The organism is Methylobacterium sp. NEAU K (assembly GCF_030700285.1).
Lineage (GTDB): Bacteria > Pseudomonadota > Alphaproteobacteria > Rhizobiales > Beijerinckiaceae > Methylobacterium.
In genome coordinates this window covers 1-18,394 of the sequence record NZ_JAUYZJ010000021.1, presented here as the reverse complement: position 1 = coordinate 18,394, position 18,394 = coordinate 1, and the positions used below count along the sequence as shown (strand labels likewise).

21 protein-coding genes and 1 pseudogene are annotated in these 18,394 nt (G+C 66.6%); 15 read left to right on the top strand and 7 right to left on the bottom strand.

The genetic code is table 11. The features are described from left to right. Positions 1-69 precede the first annotated feature (69 nt). Positions 70-969: a LysR family transcriptional regulator gene (locus tag Q8W67_RS17125; protein WP_305547690.1), complete on the bottom strand. Its 900-nt coding sequence runs from the start codon at positions 967-969 to the stop codon at positions 70-72. A gap of 140 nt (positions 970-1,109) precedes the next feature. Between Q8W67_RS17125 and Q8W67_RS17120 the strand changes: the two genes are divergently transcribed. Further along, positions 1,110-3,257, top strand: coding sequence for a malate synthase G (locus Q8W67_RS17120; protein WP_305547684.1), 2,148 nt, complete (start codon positions 1,110-1,112; stop codon positions 3,255-3,257). A gap of 22 nt (positions 3,258-3,279) precedes the next feature. Here the strand turns inward: Q8W67_RS17120 and flhB are convergent, their stop codons facing one another. Genes flhB through fliN form a run of 3 tightly spaced genes read right to left on the bottom strand, consistent with a single transcriptional unit; the run spans position 3,280 to position 5,797 of the window. Next, complete coding sequence (flhB, locus tag Q8W67_RS17115) at positions 3,280-4,341, bottom strand: flagellar biosynthesis protein FlhB (protein ID WP_305547682.1); 1,062 nt, start codon at positions 4,339-4,341, stop codon at positions 3,280-3,282. Between the two features lie 14 nt (positions 4,342-4,355). Further along, positions 4,356-5,384 (bottom strand): flagellar motor switch protein FliG, encoded by a 1,029-nt coding sequence (locus tag Q8W67_RS17110; protein WP_305547680.1) that lies wholly within the window; start codon positions 5,382-5,384, stop codon positions 4,356-4,358. A gap of 14 nt (positions 5,385-5,398) precedes the next feature. Next, entirely contained in the window at positions 5,399-5,797 is a 399-nt protein-coding gene (gene fliN / locus Q8W67_RS17105; protein WP_305547843.1) for a flagellar motor switch protein FliN, read from the bottom strand. A gap of 1 nt (position 5,798) precedes the next feature. Here fliN and Q8W67_RS17100 point away from each other — a divergent pair, with 1 nt between their 5' ends. The 4 genes from Q8W67_RS17100 (at position 5,799) to Q8W67_RS17085 (ending at position 9,151) form a co-directional block, all read left to right on the top strand. Continuing rightward, the gene (locus Q8W67_RS17100; RefSeq protein ID WP_305547853.1) at positions 5,799-5,948 is read left to right on the top strand and encodes a hypothetical protein; all 150 of its coding nucleotides are present in this window, start codon (positions 5,799-5,801) and stop codon (positions 5,946-5,948) included. Continuing rightward, complete coding sequence (locus Q8W67_RS17095; RefSeq protein WP_305547677.1) at positions 5,945-7,228, top strand: chemotaxis protein; 1,284 nt, start codon at positions 5,945-5,947, stop codon at positions 7,226-7,228. The genes Q8W67_RS17100 and Q8W67_RS17095 overlap by 4 nt, the downstream gene beginning before the upstream one ends. A 125-nt stretch (positions 7,229-7,353) precedes the next feature. Then, entirely contained in the window at positions 7,354-8,646 is a 1,293-nt protein-coding gene (locus tag Q8W67_RS17090; RefSeq protein WP_305547675.1) for a flagellar hook-length control protein FliK, read from the top strand. After that, complete coding sequence (locus Q8W67_RS17085) at positions 8,606-9,151, top strand: transglycosylase SLT domain-containing protein (protein ID WP_305547673.1); 546 nt, start codon at positions 8,606-8,608, stop codon at positions 9,149-9,151. The genes Q8W67_RS17090 and Q8W67_RS17085 overlap by 41 nt, the downstream gene beginning before the upstream one ends. A gap of 455 nt (positions 9,152-9,606) precedes the next feature. Here Q8W67_RS17085 and Q8W67_RS17080 read toward each other — a convergent pair whose 3' ends face one another. Then, on the bottom strand, positions 9,607-10,017 hold the full coding sequence (locus tag Q8W67_RS17080) for a hypothetical protein (RefSeq protein ID WP_305547671.1): 411 nt from the start codon (positions 10,015-10,017) through the stop codon (positions 9,607-9,609). A gap of 328 nt (positions 10,018-10,345) precedes the next feature. Between Q8W67_RS17080 and Q8W67_RS17075 the strand changes: the two genes are divergently transcribed. The 5 genes from Q8W67_RS17075 to Q8W67_RS17055 all read left to right on the top strand — a co-directional run bounded on the left by Q8W67_RS17075 (position 10,346) and on the right by Q8W67_RS17055 (position 12,705). Beyond that, a complete protein-coding gene (locus tag Q8W67_RS17075) occupies positions 10,346-10,516 on the top strand; it encodes a TIGR00366 family protein (RefSeq protein WP_305547670.1) in 171 nt (56 codons plus the stop codon). 70 nt (positions 10,517-10,586) lie between these two features. Then, the gene (gene catC, locus Q8W67_RS17070; protein ID WP_305547669.1) at positions 10,587-10,871 is read left to right on the top strand and encodes a muconolactone Delta-isomerase; all 285 of its coding nucleotides are present in this window, start codon (positions 10,587-10,589) and stop codon (positions 10,869-10,871) included. A gap of 13 nt (positions 10,872-10,884) precedes the next feature. Then, complete coding sequence (locus tag Q8W67_RS17065; RefSeq protein ID WP_305547668.1) at positions 10,885-11,181, top strand: YciI family protein; 297 nt, start codon at positions 10,885-10,887, stop codon at positions 11,179-11,181. 15 nt (positions 11,182-11,196) lie between these two features. Continuing rightward, complete coding sequence (locus tag Q8W67_RS17060; RefSeq protein WP_305547666.1) at positions 11,197-11,358, top strand: hypothetical protein; 162 nt, start codon at positions 11,197-11,199, stop codon at positions 11,356-11,358. 129 nt (positions 11,359-11,487) lie between these two features. Then, on the top strand, positions 11,488-12,705 hold the full coding sequence (locus tag Q8W67_RS17055) for an ABC transporter substrate-binding protein (protein WP_305547664.1): 1,218 nt from the start codon (positions 11,488-11,490) through the stop codon (positions 12,703-12,705). Positions 12,706-12,857: 152 nt separating this feature from the next. Here Q8W67_RS17055 and Q8W67_RS17050 read toward each other — a convergent pair. Beyond that, positions 12,858-13,007: pseudogene (locus Q8W67_RS17050) on the bottom strand (IS256 family transposase); the annotation flags it as partial. Between the two features lie 493 nt (positions 13,008-13,500). Here Q8W67_RS17050 and Q8W67_RS17045 point away from each other — a divergent pair. Genes Q8W67_RS17045 through Q8W67_RS17035 form a run of 3 tightly spaced genes read left to right on the top strand, consistent with a single transcriptional unit; the run spans position 13,501 to position 16,490 of the window. Beyond that, positions 13,501-14,787: a site-specific integrase gene (locus tag Q8W67_RS17045; protein ID WP_305547662.1), complete on the top strand. Its 1,287-nt coding sequence runs from the start codon at positions 13,501-13,503 to the stop codon at positions 14,785-14,787. A 43-nt stretch (positions 14,788-14,830) separates the two neighbouring features. Then, the gene (locus tag Q8W67_RS17040; protein WP_305547659.1) at positions 14,831-15,316 is read left to right on the top strand and encodes a very short patch repair endonuclease; all 486 of its coding nucleotides are present in this window, start codon (positions 14,831-14,833) and stop codon (positions 15,314-15,316) included. Beyond that, the gene (locus Q8W67_RS17035; protein ID WP_305547657.1) at positions 15,309-16,490 is read left to right on the top strand and encodes a DNA cytosine methyltransferase; all 1,182 of its coding nucleotides are present in this window, start codon (positions 15,309-15,311) and stop codon (positions 16,488-16,490) included. Before Q8W67_RS17040 ends, Q8W67_RS17035 begins: the two co-directional genes overlap by 8 nt. Here Q8W67_RS17035 and Q8W67_RS17030 read toward each other — a convergent pair. Beyond that, entirely contained in the window at positions 16,432-17,139 is a 708-nt protein-coding gene (locus Q8W67_RS17030) for a hypothetical protein (RefSeq protein WP_305547655.1), read from the bottom strand. The genes Q8W67_RS17035 and Q8W67_RS17030 overlap by 59 nt on opposite strands. Positions 17,140-17,760: 621 nt before the next feature. Here Q8W67_RS17030 and Q8W67_RS17025 point away from each other — a divergent pair. Together Q8W67_RS17025 and Q8W67_RS17020 are read left to right on the top strand one after the other, a co-directional pair. After that, on the top strand, positions 17,761-17,997 hold the full coding sequence (locus Q8W67_RS17025) for a hypothetical protein (RefSeq protein WP_305547653.1): 237 nt from the start codon (positions 17,761-17,763) through the stop codon (positions 17,995-17,997). A 187-nt stretch (positions 17,998-18,184) separates the two neighbouring features. Further along, positions 18,185-18,394: transposase (locus Q8W67_RS17020; protein WP_305543018.1), on the top strand; the 210-nt coding region annotated here is incomplete at its 3' end.

Below are 18,394 nucleotides of genomic sequence, written 5' to 3'. Positions count from 1 at the left end.
GCCCTCTCGCGCCCCGGCGGCGTCGATCCGATGGAACGCCCCCGGGTGAGGCCGTGCCGGGTGGATTCCTCACGGCTCCGGCCAGGCGCCGCTCGACCGGTAGGTGCGCTTCAGGAAATCGATGAAGGCCCGGGTCTTGGCCGGGACGAAGGCCCGGCTCGGATAGACCGCGTAGATGCCCGCCGGGGCCGCGGCCGTGTAGGCGGGCAGCACCACCTCCAGGAGGCCGGCGCGGAGCTCCGCATGCACGTCCCAGGTGGAGCGGAGCGCGATGCCGAGGCCGCCGATCACCGCCTCGCGCACGACCTCGTTGGAATGGGTGCGCAGGGGGCCGGAGGCGTTGACCGTGCAGGGCCCGTCCGGCCCGATCAGGCGCCAGGGGTTCTGGTTCTCCGTGGCGAGGCAGACATGGCCGCGCAGGTCGTCGAGACCGGCGGGCCGCCCGGCCGCGTCGAGATAGGCCGGCCGCGCGCACAGGACCCGCCGCACCGGGGCGAGGCGCACGGCGGTGAGGCCGGAACTCTCCAGCGCGCCGACGCGGATCGCGAGATCGAAGCCGCGCTCGACGATCGACTCGAAATCGTCGCTGAGCTCAAGGTTCAGGACGAGGTCTGGATGGAGCGCGAAGAAGGCCCGCAGGTGCGGGACGATGTGCAGCCGCCCGAAGGAGCTGGGCGCCGTCACCCGCAGCGTCCCCCGCGCCCGGGAAGCCCGCTGCGACACCAGGGTCTCGGCCTCCGCGATGGCGTCGACGATCGGGGCGATCCGCTGGAAGAATTCCTCACCGACATCGGTCGGGACGACGCGCCGGGTGGTCCGGTGCAGCAGGCGCACCGCCAGCCGCTGCTCCAGCCGCTTCAGCCGCTTCGAGACCACCGCGACGGACAGGCCGAGTTCGGACCCGGCCCGGGTCAGGCTGCCGGCGCGGACCACGCGGGCGAAGATCTCCAGGTCGCTATGGTCTTGCATTCTCAACGCCGCGGAAAGAATCAAATCCCTTTTGGCGCCTTTTTCGCGGGAGCCAAGCGATCTATCGCTGGGTCGTCAAAATTTCTTCGCGCACCGTTCAAGTTTTTCTGAACGCGCGCCATCCAGCTCAGGGGATCGCCATGCCGGGTCTCGTCGTCGCCGAAGAACTCCGCGCGTTCCTGTCCGAGGAGGCGCTGCCCGGGACCGGGATCACCGCGGACCACTTCTGGTCGGGCTTCGAGGCGATCGTCCGGGATCTCGGGCCGCGCAACCGGGCCCTGCTCGACCGGCGCGACGACCTCCAGGCCGATATCGATTCCTGGCATCGCGACCACCGCGGCCTGCCGCACGATCCGGCGGCCTACGCGGCCTTCCTCGCGCAGATCGGATACCTGCAGTCGGAGCCGGACGCGGTGCGCGTCACCACGGAGAACGTGGACGCGGAGATCGCCGCCATCGCGGGCCCGCAGCTCGTCGTGCCGATCTCGAACGCGCGCTACGCCCTCAACGCGGCCAACGCCCGCTGGGGCAGCCTCTACGACGCGCTCTACGGCACCGACGCGATCCCGCAGGATGGCGACCTCGCCCCGGGCAGCGCCTTCAACCCGGCCAGGGGCGCGGCAGTGGTCGCCCGGACCAAGGCGTTCCTCGACGCGGCCGCGCCGCTGACGCAGGGCAGCTGGGCCGAGGCCGCGGGCTTTGCGGTGGCGGACGGGCGGCTCGCCATCGACCTGGGCGCGGGTCGGACCGCAGCCCTGGGGGCGGGGACCGCGCTGGCGGGCTTCACCGGCGACGCGCAGGCGCCCGAGGCGATCCTGCTGCGCCACCACGGGCTGCACATCGAGATCCGGCTCGACCGGACCAGCCCGATCGGCCGCACCGACCCCGCCGGCATCGCCGACGTGGTGCTGGAATCCGCCCTCTCGACCATCATGGACATGGAGGATTCCGTCGCCGCCGTAGACACGTCCGACAAGGTCGCGGTGTACCGGAGCTGGCTCGGCCTGATGCGGGGCGATCTCGTCGCCCGCCTACCCAAGGGCGGCCGCACCGTCGAGCGCCGCCTGGCGGAGGACCGGACCTACACGGCCCCCGATGGCGGCCGGCTGACCCTGCCGGGCCGGTCGCTGATGCTGGTGCGGCATGTCGGGCACCACATGTACACGGACGCGGTGACGCTGGACGGAGGCGAGATCCCCGAGACGATCGTGGACGCGGCCATCACCGCGCTGATCGCCCTGCACGACCTGAACGGGGCGGGCGCCTTCCGCAACAGCCGGACCGGCTCGATCTACATGGTCAAGCCGAAGCTGCACGGCCCCGACGAGGTCGCCTTCGCGGTGGAGCTGTTCGGCCGCGTCGAGGCGCTGCTCGGCCTGAAGCCGCGGACGCTGAAGATCGGCGTGATGGACGAGGAGCGGCGCACGACCCTGAACCTCAGGGCGGCGATCGCTGCCGCTTCGGACCGGCTGTTCTTCATCAACACCGGCTTCCTCGACCGGACCGGCGACGAGATCCACACCGCCATGGAAGCGGGCCCGGTGGTCCGCAAGGACGCCATGAAGGCGACCGCCTGGATCCGGGCCTACGAGGACGGCAACGTCGATGCCGGGCTGGCCTGCGGCCTCCCGGGCCACGCGCAGATCGGCAAGGGCATGTGGGCCGCCCCCGACCGGATGGCGGCGATGCTCGAGACGAAGGGCGCCCATCCGGACGCCGGCGCCAACACGGCCTGGGTCCCGTCCCCGACCGCCGCGACGCTCCACGCGCTCCATTACCACCGGACCGACGTGCGCGCCCGCCAGGGGGAACTCCGCGGCCGGGCGCCCGCGACGCGCGCCGCCATGCTGACGCTGCCGCTGGCCGACGGGCCCGTCGCACCGGAAGCCGTGCGGGAGGAGCTCGACAACAACTGCCAGGGGATCCTCGGCTACGTGGTGCGCTGGATCGACCAGGGCGTCGGCTGCTCCAAGGTGCCCGACATTCACGATGTCGGGCTGATGGAGGACCGCGCCACCCTGCGCATCTCCAGCCAGCACATCGCCAACTGGCTCCGCCACGGAATCGTGGACCGCGATCAGGTCGCCGAGGCCCTGCGGCGGATGGCCGGGGTCGTGGATCGTCAGAACGCCGGCGATCCGGCCTACCGGCCGATGGCCCCGGATTTCGACGGGCCGGCCTTCCGGGCCGCGGAGGCACTCGTCTTCGAGGGCGCGCACCAGCCGAACGGCTACACCGAGTTCGTCCTGCACCGGCATCGCCGGGAGGCCAAGCGCCGCGCGGCGTGAGGCGCCGAGCCTCCCGCGACGCTCAGCGCCGCCGCCGCGTCATCACGTAAACCAGGAGATTCGCGATCGCGCGGTAGAATTCCGCCGGGATGGCCTGGTTGATCTCGACGCTGTCGTACATCGCCCGGGCCAGGGCCTTGTCGACCACCACCTCGATCCGGTGCTTCTCGGCGATCTCCCGGATGCGCAGGGCGATCAGGTCCTTCCCCTTGGCCAGGACCATCGGGGCGTCGTTCTCGCTCTGATCGTAGCGCAGCGCGATGGCGTAGTGTGTCGGGTTGGCCAGGATCATCGTGGCGCGCGGCACGGCCGACATCATCTGCTTGCGCAGGCGATCCTGCGCCAGGGAGCGCAGCTTCGCCTTGACCAGCGGATTGCCCTCGATCTGCTTGAACTCGTCCTTCATCTCCTGGCGCGACATCCGCAGATCGCGCTGCCACCGCAGGCGCGACCAGACGAGATCGCCCGCCACAAGTGTAATCGTCGCCACACTGATGGCGGATACCAGACGAACCGACAGCGCCAACAGAAATTCCGGCAACTCGATCGGATCCACGAACATGATATTCACGATCTCGTGTCGGTTGGCGCGCAGTATCATGAAGGATACACCGCCGATCGCCAGGAATTTGAACAGACTCTTTCCAAATTCGATATATCCTTGAAAACCGAAAAGTCTATTCCATCCGCTCGCGGGCGAAATGCGCGACCATTGCGGCCGGATCCGTTCGCCTACGATGCGCGGCGCATTCTGGAACATCGAGGCCGCGATCCCGGTCACGAGGAGGATCACGAGCATCGGCAGCAGAAGCTGGCTCATCTCGACGGCCACCGCCGAGAGGAGCCGCATCGCATCCTCGCCGTTGGCCAGGGCGAAGCCACGCGGTTGCTCGAGGAGGAGGGCGAGCCGCAGCACGAACGGAGCGCCGTGATCCCGCACCACGAAGACGAGGATGACGAGGATGGCGACGATCGAGGCGAAGACCGGCGCCTCTCTCGAGAAGGGGACGTTGCCCTGCTCGATCGCGTCGTGGATCTTCTTGTCGCTCGCAGCCTCGGTTCTGCTCTCCTTGTCGTCCGACATCGCGCCCGACCCGTTCAGGTGATGTACGTGTCTTCCGAATCGGCCGGGTTGAGTTCGATCTCGCCACGGGCGGCCATCTCCAGGGCCTGATCGGTGATCGAGCGGCGGGCCTCGAGCACGTCCCGCTGGGAGGCTGGCTCGCCGCCTTCCAGTTCGTGCTCCACGATCCGCCGGGCGCGGGATGTCAGGGCACTGAGCACGACGGTGCGGAGCGTGCCGCTCGTGCCTTTCAGGGCCAGAATGATGCGCTCGTGCGAGACCTGATCGAACAGGGTCGTGCGCGCCCGCGGGGTCATGCTGATGATGTCGTCGAAGGTGAAGAGCAGGCTCTTCAGGATCTCAGCCGATTTCGGACGGGATTGCGAGAGGTTGTCCAGAACCTCCTCCATGCCCTGGCGCTCCATTTTGTTGATGATGTCCGCCATGCGCGCATGGGTGTCGGCCCCGGCGTTGCGCGCCAGATTGATCATGAAGTCTTCGTGGATCGTCTGCTCGATCATCTTCATCGTACCCTCGACGATCGGCTTGAACACCAGCATCCGGCGCATGATCCCGTTCCGCAGAGGCGCCGGGAGCTGTGCCATGACCTTGGCGGCGCAGGCCGGCTTCACCTTCGACAGGATCAGGGCCGACGTCTGGGGATGCTCCTTCAACAGGTAGGCCGCCAGGGCCGTCTCCGAGCCGTTGGAGATGCGGTCCCAGATCGAGCGTTCGCCCTGGCCGAGGACATCGGCCATGAGATCGGCGATCTGCTCGGGCGGCAGGACCCCCTCCAGCAGCTTCTCCATCTCGCGGGCCGTCCCGATCAGGTTCGCGCCATCCGCGAAGAAGGCGGCCACTTGGTCGACGATGGACTCGAGCTGTACTCTCGGGACAGGTCCGAGCTGCGCGACCGCGCGCGTGATCTGCTTCAGCTCGGCATTGTCGAAGTACTTGACCAGCCGGCTCGCCGTCGTCTTGTTCATCGCGATGAGAACGGCGGCGACCTCCTCGGCGGGGTTCAGGACTCTTCGACCAACCTTGGTGAGGGGGCCTGCGGCCATGACGACGCTTCCTGTCAGCCGTTGGAATCGGCCACGGCGGGACCGACGATCTCGGTGAGCGAGACGCCGAAGCGCGAGTTGTCGTCCTCGACGACGACGACCTCGCCCCGCGCGATGACGCGACCGTTCACGACGACGTCCACGGGCTCGCCGACGCGGTGGTCGAGCGGGACGATCGCCCCGCGGCCCAGCTTCATCAGGTTCGCCACCGGCATGGTGGCCGATCCGAGGACCACCTGCATCAAGACCGGGATGCGAAGGATCGAATCCAGGTTCCGGCCGCTGCCGGTCCGCTCATCGCGCGATCGCTGCTCCTGGGCCTGTGCCTCGATCTTCGCGAACAGACTCTCGCTGTGGCCGCCCCCCGACCCGTGCCCGGGTTCGGTATTCGGAAGGTCTGAAAGGGATGACATCATGCGCTACATGCTGACGCGGGGCGGCGTTGACGAGGCGCGGATCTCGCGGATCGAGGGCGCAGCCGACCGGATGCCGCGCAACGCCGCGGATCCGAAGGCGCCCGAGAACCGCCGGATCGAGATCCTGCTGCAGGGCGCTCCGGGATGAGGCGGATCACGCGGGGCGCCATCGGCGCATTTCTCACCCTCTGCCCGTCCCCGGTCGCCGCAGACCCCGCGCCGCCGGCAACCCAGACGACTCCGCGCGCGACGCGCCCTCCTGCAGCCGACACCGCTCGGCCTGCGACACCGGGCGCCGACGATCCGCAGGGCCGTAAGGGCGGCCCTGTCGAATGGGTCCGTACGCTGCAATTGCTGCAGGATCGGATCGCCGCAGGATCCCTGGTCGCGCATGAGAGCCAGTCGCTGCTGATCGCGCGAATCGAGAGCGATCTCCTCAACGCCGCGCCGGATGTCTGGGCCGACCGGCGCAACCTCCAGGCGGCCATCGTCTTCGCCCTGAGCGGCGGCGGTCCGACGATCCTGCGGCGCCTGACGACGCAGGGCGGCCTCGACACGCCCGAGGCGACGCTCGCCCGCGGGGCGCTCGCCTATATCGACGGGCGGGAGGCAGAGGCGAACCGGCACCTCAGGGATTTCGAGACGGCCACCCTGCCGCCGACCCTTGCCGGAGCGATCACCCTCACGCAGGCGGCCCTCACGGTCAACGAGAACCCGATCCGCGCGATCTCCCTCCTCGATCGCGCCCGCCTGCTGCTGCCGGGGACCCTCGTCGAGGAGGCCGCCCTGCGCCGCGAGATCTTCACCCTCGGGCAGGTCGGCGACCTGAAGAAGTTCGAGGCCCTGGCGGTTCAGTACCTGCGCCGCTTTCCCCACTCGGTCTATGCCGGCAACTTCCGGCAGCGCTTCGCGTACCAGGTGACGCAGCTCGACTTCGGCCGGGACGAGGCGCGGTTCGCCACCTTCACCCGGATCATGAACGAGTTCACCCCCGAGAGCCGGCGGGATCTCTACCTCCTGATCGCCCGGACGGCGGTTCAGGAAGGCAAAACCGACTCGGCCCTCCTGGCTGCCGACAAGGCGCTCGTGCTCTGCGCGCCCGACAGCCTGGAGGCGACCCAGGCTCGGCTCTACCGGGCGGCCGCCGAGATCGTGAGCCTGGCGACCTTCCAGACCGCACAGCGGAAGCTGAAGGCCGTCGACAGGCCCAGGCTGCCGGCGCGCGACGTCCAGCTCTTCGACGCGGCACTGTCGATGGCCGAGCAGATCGGACGCGGGCTGGCCGGCACGCCCGCACCGCCGGAGGCCGACGCGTCGAAGCGCGCGCAGGCCCTAGCAGAACCGGCCGAGGTGGCAGTTGGCCTCGTTCCCAAGGCCGAAGCCGCGATCGGCCAGGTCGACCAGCTCCTCCGGAAGTCAAGCCCGTGAACCCGATCTCCACCACGGCTCAGAAGGCCCCCCCGAAGCCCGATCGCGAGGTCGCGCCGTCCAAACCGGACGCCGACCCCCGGCAGCAGCCGGGGAAGAGGCCGGAAAGCCCCTTCGAGACGGTCATGCGTAAGCTCTCGGGTGCGGGCGAGACGTCCGCGACCGCAGCCGTGACGAGCGAGCGCGACGCGGAGAGCGATGATCCCGCGGCGGCCGCGCCGGATCCCGCAGCGCCGGCAAGCTCCGCCGCCGCGATGCTGGCGAACCTCCTGAGCTGTGCCCTGCCGCTGACCCGGGCGCCGGCCGTCGAGACGGACCCCGGTTCCAGGGCGAGTGGGTCGTCCACCCTCCCGGCAGGGCCCGACCCTGCACCGGCCGTCGGATCTCCGTCAGGATCCATGCCGGCGACCGCCGAGCCCCTGTCCCGGGACGCGGCGGCCGAGGCAGCGCGCGCGGACGTCTCGAAGGCGCCCAAGGTCGTGACCGGCCTCGGTGCCGCAGCCAAGATCGAGGTGCTCGGCCGCGCAGTTCACTTCAAGCCGGTCGTGACCGGCACGGCGGCGCTCGACGGCGCGAATCCGAGCCCGACGGGAACAGCTGCCCCCGGAGCCACCACCGTCGCTCCGCAGGTCTCCCGGTCCGAACTGCCGGCCATCGCCGCAGCGGCGGTGCTGAAGCGCGCGGCCCAGATCCGGCCCGAGCCGGATCCGCGCGGCGGCAGCGCCGCAAGCTCCGTCGCGGCGACGGATCCGGAGGGTCCGGAGATCATCGTACCGGCGGAGGGGCGCGTGGCCTCCCTGGCGGAGAACACCATCCTCGCACCGGTCGCCTCCCGCGCGCGGGACACCGCCTTGCCGACAGGCTCCCGAGACGAGTCCGGGACTGCGGGAGGCCTGCCCGCCGCATCCCTGCCGCTGATCGCATCCGCCATCACGGAGGAGCTCGAACGCGCGGCCGCGGCCGGATCGGAGACCCGGATCCACGCCGAACCGGCTGCCAATCCCGATCCGGGCGGACCGCTGCGCGTGCTCAAGATCCAGCTTCGGCCGGAGGAACTCGGGACCGTCATCGTGGAGATGCGGCTGGCGAACGGCCAGCTCGAAACGCATCTGCGCGCCTCGCGGCCGGAGACCGCGGCGCTCCTGCACAAGGAGGCGGCGATCCTCACCGATCTCCTGAATCAGACCAACGCCTATCGAGCCGAGGTCATCGTCGGGCAGGCCCGGCCGACCGAGGCCGTGACCGCACCCGGAGGCTCGCCATCGCCGGCTCCGACCTCGTTTGCCGACGGCGGCGCGCGACCGGGCCATGGGGGAGGCAGGCAGCGGCAGGCCGAGCAGCGCCACGCGGCCGACAGACGCGAAGGAGATCGGACGGATGAGGCGGTACGTCCTCGCGGCAGCGGCATTTATCTCTAGCGCGATCCCGGCCGCGCCGAATGTCTGCGAGGACGAGATGGGTCGCGCCTCCGCCCGCTACGGCGTGCCCCTGGGCGTGCTCTACGCCGTCGGCCTCACGGAGACCGGCAAGCGCGGCTCGCTTCAGCCCTACGCCATGAACATCGCCGGGACCGCCTATTTCGGGACGGGGCCGCGGGACGTGATGGCCCGCTTCACGGACGCGCGCCGCAAGGGGGTGCGCCTGATCGATCTCGGCTGCATGCAGATCAACCACCATTACCACGGCGGCAAGTTCGGCTCGGTCGAAGCCATGATCGATCCGCACGCGAACGTCGATTACGCCACGCAGTTCCTCCGGGAACTCAAGCAACGCGAGGGCAGCTGGACGATGGCCGTGGCACGCTATCATGCCGGCCCGCACAACAACGCGGCGCAGAAAGTGTACATCTGCCGGGTCGTCGCCAACATGGTCGCGACGGGGTTCGGCCGATGGACACCGGGCGCTGAACGCTTCTGCCGGTAAGGCCGTCGCCCTCGAAGCCCCTGGAGAGGCGGTTGCCGACCTCAGGATCGGCGAGGGCGCGAGTCGTTCACGCCAGGCGGATCCGTCCCCGGTCCGCCGGAGGCCTGATCGGCCCTGTCTGCGGTGCGCGTAGCGCTCGGGATCGCCCTCGTGCCGATCCCGGCACGGAACGGATTCTCCCGGGACGCGTCCGCCGCCGGGCGACGTTCGGAGATCGGAACCTTCAGCACCGGCAGCGCAGAGTACTGATCTCTCAATCCGGATGCCGCTTATCGGCCGCTCATACGTTGAGCAACAGGGTAGACACCGCCATCCTTCCGGGTCTGGGGGAGCATCATGAACGACGCACCAGGCCCGCCAGACGGTCACGTCACGAAGACCTTCCTGCTGTTCGCGGTTACCGTGGCGGTCATCGCCGTATCGGCCTACATTCTCATCCGGATGGACTAGGATCCCTAGAGGTTTCTGCAGTTCCCGTAGCTCATCTTGACTGCGCCGCGATCTTCCGGGTTCAGCTGCGCTTCGACGAAGCTCAGCTTGTTCAAGTCGATCAGAAGAAAATACACGCCGTTCTGACATTTGATCGCATTGCGCGGTGTGCGCTCGTTCGAACGCGGGGATGCCACCTGACACTCGTAATAGTCGGAGCGGCCGGCAGAAATCATGGTCAGCAAGCCGCCACTGGAGACCAGCGAGAACGTCCGGGCCCGATGCGGCTGCGGCTTTCCCTCCTCCGGCACGGTGCCCGTATCCAGCCCCACCGACACCTCTTCCGTACACGTCATCGGGCGGCGCAATTGAGAGGCCGACGGCGTGATGCTCAGCATGAGAAGCGCGCCAGCGAGCGCTACCCGGTTCGCGATCATCGGCAGGAATTCCGTGCGTCGTGGGTAGTTTCTACCGATAAGCTAAGGCGTCGTCCGTCGGTGTAAATGTCGCATCGCCCAGCCTGCGAGCCGATCAACAGATTTGCGGCAGCGCATGATTTCACTGTGACACCTGATTGACGGTCAATCTGGCCTTTTCGGCAGCATCCCTCGGATCCTGACGGATCGAAGCGCGCCTTCGAGCCCTGGGGCCAGCGCGGCTTTGACGCCGGCAGCCTCCCCTGCGTCGGCCCGCGCGGAAGCGCTCGCAATCCGGGTGGCAGCCTGTTCGGCGCGAGGAAGCGTGTCGAGTCAAGGATTTGGCACCTTGCAAAACCGTTTGGCAGAACCGTTCGATCGGATTGAGGAGGCTTGGGGCAAGGCCTGGAACAATCTTGTCCAATCGTTCTGGATCCTGCCAGCGCCGGCCCTGTCCAGGCTCAAGCCGGAGGACATCATGGGCTACACCGTGGCCGTGCCGGTCTGGCCTGATGTCTGATCGACGACCTTCACCAGAGCGCTCTCAAATCAGATGCGCTCGGACATCCGGTCGGCACAGGAGAGACATCATGCTCTACATGGTCCACATGCAGGTCAACATTCCGGCCATCCTGCCGAAGGACGAGGCCGATCGCCTGAAGGCGGAAGAGAAGGCCTACGCGCAGAAGCTGCAGCAGGAGGGCAAGTGGCGACACCTCTGGCGCGTCGCCGGGCAATACGCCAACTACAGCGTGTTCGACGTCGCCAGCAACGACGAGCTTCACGACACCCTGATGTCGCTGCCTCTCTACCCGTACATGTCGATCAGCGTCACACCTCTGGCGCAACATCCGTCCGCCATCGCAGCCAACTGACAAGTAGAGTGCCATGCCCTACATGATCGAGACGTTCGACAAGGCCGGCAGCCTGGACGTCCGCAAGACTCATCGCGCCGAGCATCTCGTCTACCTCGACCGGATCAAGGGCCAGCTCCTGGCGTGTGGCGCGAAGCTGAACGACGACGGGAGCGACGCGGGCGGTGGCTTGTACGTCGTCGATGTCGACACCCGCGCCGAAGCCGAGGCGCTCATCCAGGCGGACCCGTTCTACAAGGTGGGCCTCTTCGAGCGCGTCGAGATCAGGCGCTGGCGCAAGGCCTATCTCGACGGCCAAAGCTACCTCTGACGGGGGAGAGAGAAGATGGCTTGTGCCGGAATCGATGGGGCACAGCCGTATTACCGGACCGATGGCGGCCCGCTTTGCGCTGCGCATCTCACGAGCCTCGAAGATATGCAGCGTTACAACGAAGCCTTTCTCAAATTCTTCAACGCGGGCGGCAAACAGATCCGAGGCAAACAGTGACGCACTATTCGCTCCGTGATCCGAGGCCTTGAGAGCATCGGCAGACCGCAACGGGCCATACGGCCATAGGGCGCTCCGAGAAAAAGAAGACGCGCCGTGCAAGCACCAACAAAAAATGGGAGGATACTTGTGGATTGTCGTACCCTAGCGGTTATCGCTGCCTTCAGCGTAGCCCCTCTCACAGCCACGCCGGCCTCCGCTCAATATGCCGATGGCGGCATCAAGATCGGCGTCCTGACCGACATGTCCGGTGGTTATTCGGATCTTGCAGGCCGAGGATCCGTGACGGCAGCGCAACTCGCGGTGGAGGACTTCGGTCGCCCGATCAACGGCCGCAAGGTCGAGCTGATCTTTGCCGATCACCAGAACAAGGCGGATATCGCATCCTCGATCGCACGCCGCTGGTTCGACACAGAGGGTGTGGACGCGATCTTCGATACGAACTCCTCGGTTGCGGGTCTCGCGGTGCGCGAGGTTGCCCGCAGCAAAGGTAAGATCGACATCAATTCCGGTGCCGGCTCCATGGCGCTGACCAACGCCTCCTGTTCGCCGACGGGCGCTCACTGGACATGGGACACCTACGCCCTCGCCGCCGGCACAGCCTCGGCTCTGGCGGATGATCCGAAAAACACATGGTTCTTCATTACTGCCGACTACACCTTCGGGCATGATCTGGAGGCGCAGGTTACCCGTGTCGTGAAAGCAAAGGGCGGCAAGGTTCTCGGCTCTGTCAAGCACCCGTTCCCCAACCCCGATTTCTCGTCCTACCTGCTGCAGGCCCAGAGTTCGGGCGCGAAGATCATCGGCATGGCCAATGCCGGGGCCGACACGATCAACACCATCAAGCAGGCGAGCGAGTTCGGAATTTCGCAGGGTGGCCAGACGCTGGGAGGCCTCAACATCTTCCTGACCGACATCCATTCTGTAGGGCTCACGGCCGCTCAGGGCATGATCCTGACGACAGGCTTCTACTGGGACATGGATGAGCAGACGCGCGCGTTCGCGCGGCGTTTCGGCGAGCGGATGGGCGGCAGGATGCCGACCATGGTGCAAGCCGGAGATTATTCGGCGGTGCTCCACTTTCTCAAGGCGGCCGAAGCCGCCGGCACGGACGACGGCTTGCAGGTTATGGCGAAGATGCGCGCGTTGCCGATCCAAGATTTCTTCGCTCGAAACGCCAAGCTCCGCGAAGACGGCCGCATGGTTCACGACATGTACCTCGCACAGGTGAAAACTCCTGCGGAATCGAAAGGACCGTGGGATTTCTACAAGATCTTGAAGACGATTCCCGGCGATCAAGCGTTTCAGCCTCTTTCCGAAAGCACTTGCAGCACAGTGAAAAAATGACCCTCCCGTTGAAGGGGCGCCGTGAGGTGCGGCACCCCTCCTGTCGCGCTTGATGCAGGAACACGCCGGGCTTCAGGATGCAGGAAGCTCGGCGACCCCAGCCTCATGACGTGGGCGCCCTCCGTCCGGCGTCCGCTCAGTCCCAGGCATGCGATCTTCAAGCTTGCGATGGCGGGGAAGCCCATGTGGGCCAGCACGTCCGGCTCGGCCTCATCCATCAGGGCGGCGAGCTTGGGGACCTTGGGCCGGGGCTGATCGGCGAGCTTGCGCCACTGCACCTTGGCGGTCTCCGCGTCGTCCTGGGTGCTGCCGAAACGACGTCAGGGCGGACGAACACTTCCAGGCACGGCGTGGACCTGCTTAAGGCGAGGTTGGGTCGGGATCGGCGTCCCCGCATTACCGTCGCAGCCGCTCTGACGCGGACCGGCGGCTGTCGGCCGCTTGCGCCACCACGCGCAGACTGCCTACCCTTTCACCTCAGTCGGGTCGGAGCCTTCGCTCCTAAGCGCCCAAAACCGTCACAAAGCATCTGACGGCGGACAATTGGGCCAAAGTTGGGGTTATTAGGCCCCCGCGCCAGTAAAATCGAGCTAAGCTACTGATTTTGCTGGCGCGCCCTACGGGAATCAAACCCGTGTTTTCGCCGTGAAAGGGCGACATCTGGCACATGCCGGTACTTCTTGGAACGTCCTGATATTGCTTTGTATGCAATGGCTTGTACCATTTCATCCCTTTGCGTTCCAGCTCGTTTCGTGGCATTGTTAGCAACGAATTCGACAACGAAAAGGGTCGACGATGCCGCGCCGCCGCAGCGTCCTCGCAAGCCGCACGAGCCGATCCGATCTTCCGCCCTCGGACGCGCCGGAGTGGGAGCTGATCAGCCCGGGCGTTCGGCTGGGCTACCGCCGCGGGCGCGGCACAAGAGGGCAGGGCGGGTCATGGCTCGCCGCCTCCCGCTCAGCCGACGGCAAGCGCGTACAGACCAAACTCGGGAAGGCGGACGATCTGTCCGCCGCGGACGGGACCGGCATCCTCACGCACGAGCAGGCCAAGGATGCGGCCCGCGCGTGGGCGAAGTCGCTCCGCGCGGCGCCGGACGCGCAGCCGGCCCTGACGGTCGCCGACGCGCTTGAGCGCTACCTCGAAGCGCGCACCGCTGAGGGGATGAAGGCGGTCTATGACGCCCGTTCACGGGCGCGCGTCCACATACTCCCTAAGCTCGGGCCGCTCCGCGTGGCGGATCTTACGCTCGACAGGCTGCGGCGCTGGCGCGACGCGATGGTGACGGCGCCGAAGCGGCTGCGGACCAGCCGGCACGCCGCGAAGGTCAACACCCGGGATGTGGACGTTTCGGACCCGGAAGCGCTGCGCCGACGCCGCGACACAGCCAACCGCACGCTCACCCTGCTCAAGGCCGCGCTGAACTGGGCCTTCCAGCACCAGTTCGTCGAGAGCGACCGTGCGTGGCGTCTGCTTAAGCCGTTCCGAGACACGGGAGCCGCCCGCGTCCGCTTCCTCGACGTTGCTGAGCAGCGGCGGCTGCTGAACACCGCGCAGGGCGCCCTGCGGGACCTGGTTGCGGCGGCGCTGATGACCGGAGCGCGCTTCGGTGAGCTGGCCGCCCTCACGGTTCGGGACTTCGACGGCGCGAACGGAACCGTGTTCGTAGAGAGAAGCAAGAACGGCCGGGCTCGCCACATTCCCCTGACCGCCGGGGGCAGGGCGCTCTTCGAGCGGCTGTCGGCCGGCCGGGATCCACGCGCGCCGCTGCTGCGCGGCGAGACCGGGGAGGCCTGGAAGCCGGCGCAGTATCAGCGGGCGTTCAAGGCGGCACTGGACCGGGCGAAGCTCGAGAGCATCACTCTGCACGAGCTGCGGCACTCCTACGCGAGCGCGATGGTGCGGAACGGCGCTCCGCTGATCGTCGTCGCGGAGGCACTCGGCCACTCGGGCACGCGCATGGCCGAGAAGCACTACGCCCACTTGGCGCCGTCCTTCGTCGCCGACACGATCCGTCAGACCGCGCCTGATCTGGAGACCGGGACGGGATCTGGAAGCGGCACCGTTCACTCACTCGCGTAGAGCGCCATCTTCCGTGTCTCACTCGGCAGATCCACAAGCTCGCATGAGGGCGATCAAGATGCCCGCCACGACCGGCAGCGCCGACGGCGGCCGCTTCGAAGGCGTGACCGCCGTGACCCGGAAGGTCATGCAGGCGAACAAGGGTAAAAACACCAAACCGGAGATGATCGTCAGGCGCCTCCTGCACGGGCTGGGCTACCGCTACCGCATCCATGCGGCCCCGCTGCCGGGCCGCCCCGACATCGTCTTTCCCGGCCGACGCCGCATTCTGTTCGTCCACGGCTGCTTCTGGCATCGCCACCCTGGCTGCCGGCGGGCCTTCATGCCAAAGACCCGTGCAGACTTCTGGGCTGAGAAATTTCAATCGAACGTCAACCGTGATGCCCGCAACATGAGGGCGCTTGAAGAGGCTGGCTGGCAGGTGCGTGTGATCTGGGAATGTGAGACGCGCGAGCCGGAAGCGCTGTCCCGGAACCTCGTGGAGTTTCTGGGACCCGCACGATCGAGCGCGGTGGCCTCCAATGTATGACGCCCGCGGCACCGACGCGCCCTGGTATCAGGCCCGGGATCTCACCGAGACCGAGCGGGCTGCGTTCCGCGCGACCACGCTCGCTGCGCAGCAGGCCAAGCGGCAGGCGCTGAGCGGTGACGGCCCACTCTCCAAGCACCCAATCAACAAGCCGCGGCTTAGCGCCAAGAAGCTCATGCCGATGCTTCGCCGCAACGGGATGACGGCCCTGTCGCTCTTCAGCGGCGGCGGCGGGATGGACATCGGCTTCGACAGGGCCGGCTTCGATCACGCCGCGAGCTACGACATCTTGGAGCCCGCAGCCGTAGTGCTGAGGGCGGCACACCCCCAGCGCACCGTGTTCGGCGGCGCCGCAGGCGATGTGACGAGGGTCGACTGGCGCCGGCACCGCGGGACCGTGGACGTGCTGCACGGCGGTCCGCCCTGTCAGCCGTTCAGCCATGCCGGTCGACGCCAAGGCTCGGAGGACGCGCGGGACATGATTCCCGAGTTCGTCAGGGCGGTCCAATCCGTCCGTCCGAGAGCGTTCGTATGCGAGAACGTGAGCGGCCTGCTCACGAAGCGCTTCGCCGATTACGTGCAGGCGACCATCCTGACGCCGCTGCGCGGCGAGTACACGATCAAATGCTTCCATTTGGACGCTGCGGACTTCGGCGTTCCTCAGCGACGCAGGCGCGTCTTCTTCGTGGGTTTCCGTGAAAGGGAGGCGGCTGAGAAGTTCGTGACGCCGCAGCCTACTCACTGCGCCGGCCATCTCACGGGCAGCCTGAGCCATCTCGGCCTGCCTCGGACGATGGGAGCGCGCGAAGCGCTCGGGCTGACGGACATCGGGGTCGACGATCTGGCCCCAACGATCAGGAGCGGACTGACCGGGCCACGCCACACCACGAGCATCCTCAACTCGGTTACGGCGCAGCGCGTGTGGCACTCGTTGGGCATCTGGCCAAACGGCGTCGCCTTGACGCGCGAGATGGCGAGCTCGTACGTCGCCAAACACGATCACTTCCGCCTGTCGGTGCCGGACTGCATGGTCCTTCAGGGCTTCCCGGAGGACTGGCCGATCACGAAGCCGGTCTACATGGCGCTCGGACTGATTGGAAACTCCGTCGCGCCGCCTATGGCCTATCGGCTGGCGCGATCGGTCGCGCAGGCGTTGCGTGGATCCACTCCGTGACCAAGCGGCGAAGCGTGACCGCATAATCGCGGCTGATTTCTGGCCAAGCCAGATAATCGGAAGGATTTATGTGCGGATTGTTGAGAGTTGACCCACGCTCAATGACGTACTTCAATCTCGCTCGAAAAATCTCAAGCATTCGTTCAGGGGAATAGCCCCCATCCATGTCCATCAATTCCTTGTACTTAGCAGCACTGTACTGCATCTTATGCAACTTCCTGGCATCAAGCGCAGTATAATGATCCTTTCTCCCAAGTATGGAAAACATCGTCTCTATACTCAGCTCGCCAGGAGCTAGCTCTGCCAACTCGAAGTCGCGCTTAATGTAATCCCAAATTCGGTCAATCCACGGCGCGACGGCGGTCGGCGAGCCATAACGGCATCGCAGCGGGTCAGTTCCGTCGAAGAACGCCACGATCCAGTGTTTGTTGGCCCATTTTTCAATGTGATCCCGCCCCAAATCACGAACTGTACTGATGCTACCTCTAGCTGTCGTTACAGATTTGAGCTCGAACTCGATCTCCTGACCGTCGACGACGAGTACAGCATCAACTCCGTGCCGAACCCTTCTTGCAGGGCGGACGAGATTGAAGATATCCACCAACCGGTTTTCCCGCGCATCGTCCTGCGCGATGAGATTTCTGGCCATGAATGACGCTCCGTGCGGACCGCGTCTTGGCTGCGTTTGCCACCACAATCAACCTGTGGTCGGTGCGCGGACCTTTGGCCTTGCGGCGGCGCTGACGGTAAGTCGTTGGGCGGCAACGCTCTGTTGCGGCACGTCCACAGCACCGACACTTGAAAAGCGAGCGCTGCTGACCGCTGGTTCGAAGTAAGCCAGGAAATTTCTCTCCTCCCGCGGATCAGAGGCTCATCAGCCGAACAGGCAATCCTGAGGCGCCCGGACATCTTGTCCGAAGATTTCAGCGAGCGACATTTTCGTCAGCAGGGTACGCGACAGCCGGCGTACGCGCTTTGAGCCGTATCCGGGGGCCACCCTCCCGGGGCAGGGGGCTCTACCGTCCACCCTCCCGGCACCGTTCCGCTCCCTCATCGGCAGAGACATCAGTAGCCGGGGGCTCGTAGGAGAACTGGCGAAGATAGGAGGCCGGTCAGACGGACATCAGACAGAATGTCTCGCAGGCACTTAGTTTCTATAGCAAAACAGGCGGCTACTGTCTGATGACAATCAGACACATCTCACCATGCGGACCTATTTGCTTCGACCTAATTCCGGAACATACTTACCGTCCCACGAGGAGATACTTCAATGTTCCGCTCCGACCCAGACGCATCCGGCTTGGCTTCGTCAATCGCCGACACTCTGTCGGCTCTGCACCGGCTCCTGTCCAGCGCCGGGACGCTGGACGGACCTCTTGGCGATGAGGCGCACGGTCTGGTGACCCTGGCCGGAACAGCCGCGCATCAGCTCGCCGAACGTCTGGATCCGGCCTTCGTGACCATCACGCCCCGCCAGGATCGCGTGAAGCCCGGCGTCGACGCCTGAGCATAATTGACGCCTAATCGAAACCGTATCATTGTGAGCAACGAGCGATGCACACGGCGATACGGAACTTCGATGGCCAACGGTCGGTTCATCGTAAGCGCTGTCTGGGCGGCACCTTCCGGCAGGCGGTGTGAAGGCGACATACGGAGCGGAATGGGAGCTCCGTCACATGTCGATGTCAGGGCGTATGGCTATGTCGGAGCCGATCCGGCGCCTGGAGCTGTTCACCGGGGCCGGCCGGCGGCGGACGTGGTCGGATGAGGAAAAGGCCGCCATCGTCGTCGAGAGTGATGGGCCGGGCACCTCGATCAGCGCGGTGGCACGCCGACACGGACTGAGCGCCTCGCAACTGTTCACGTGGCGGCGCCTGGCGCGTCAGGCTGGGAGGCACGACGAC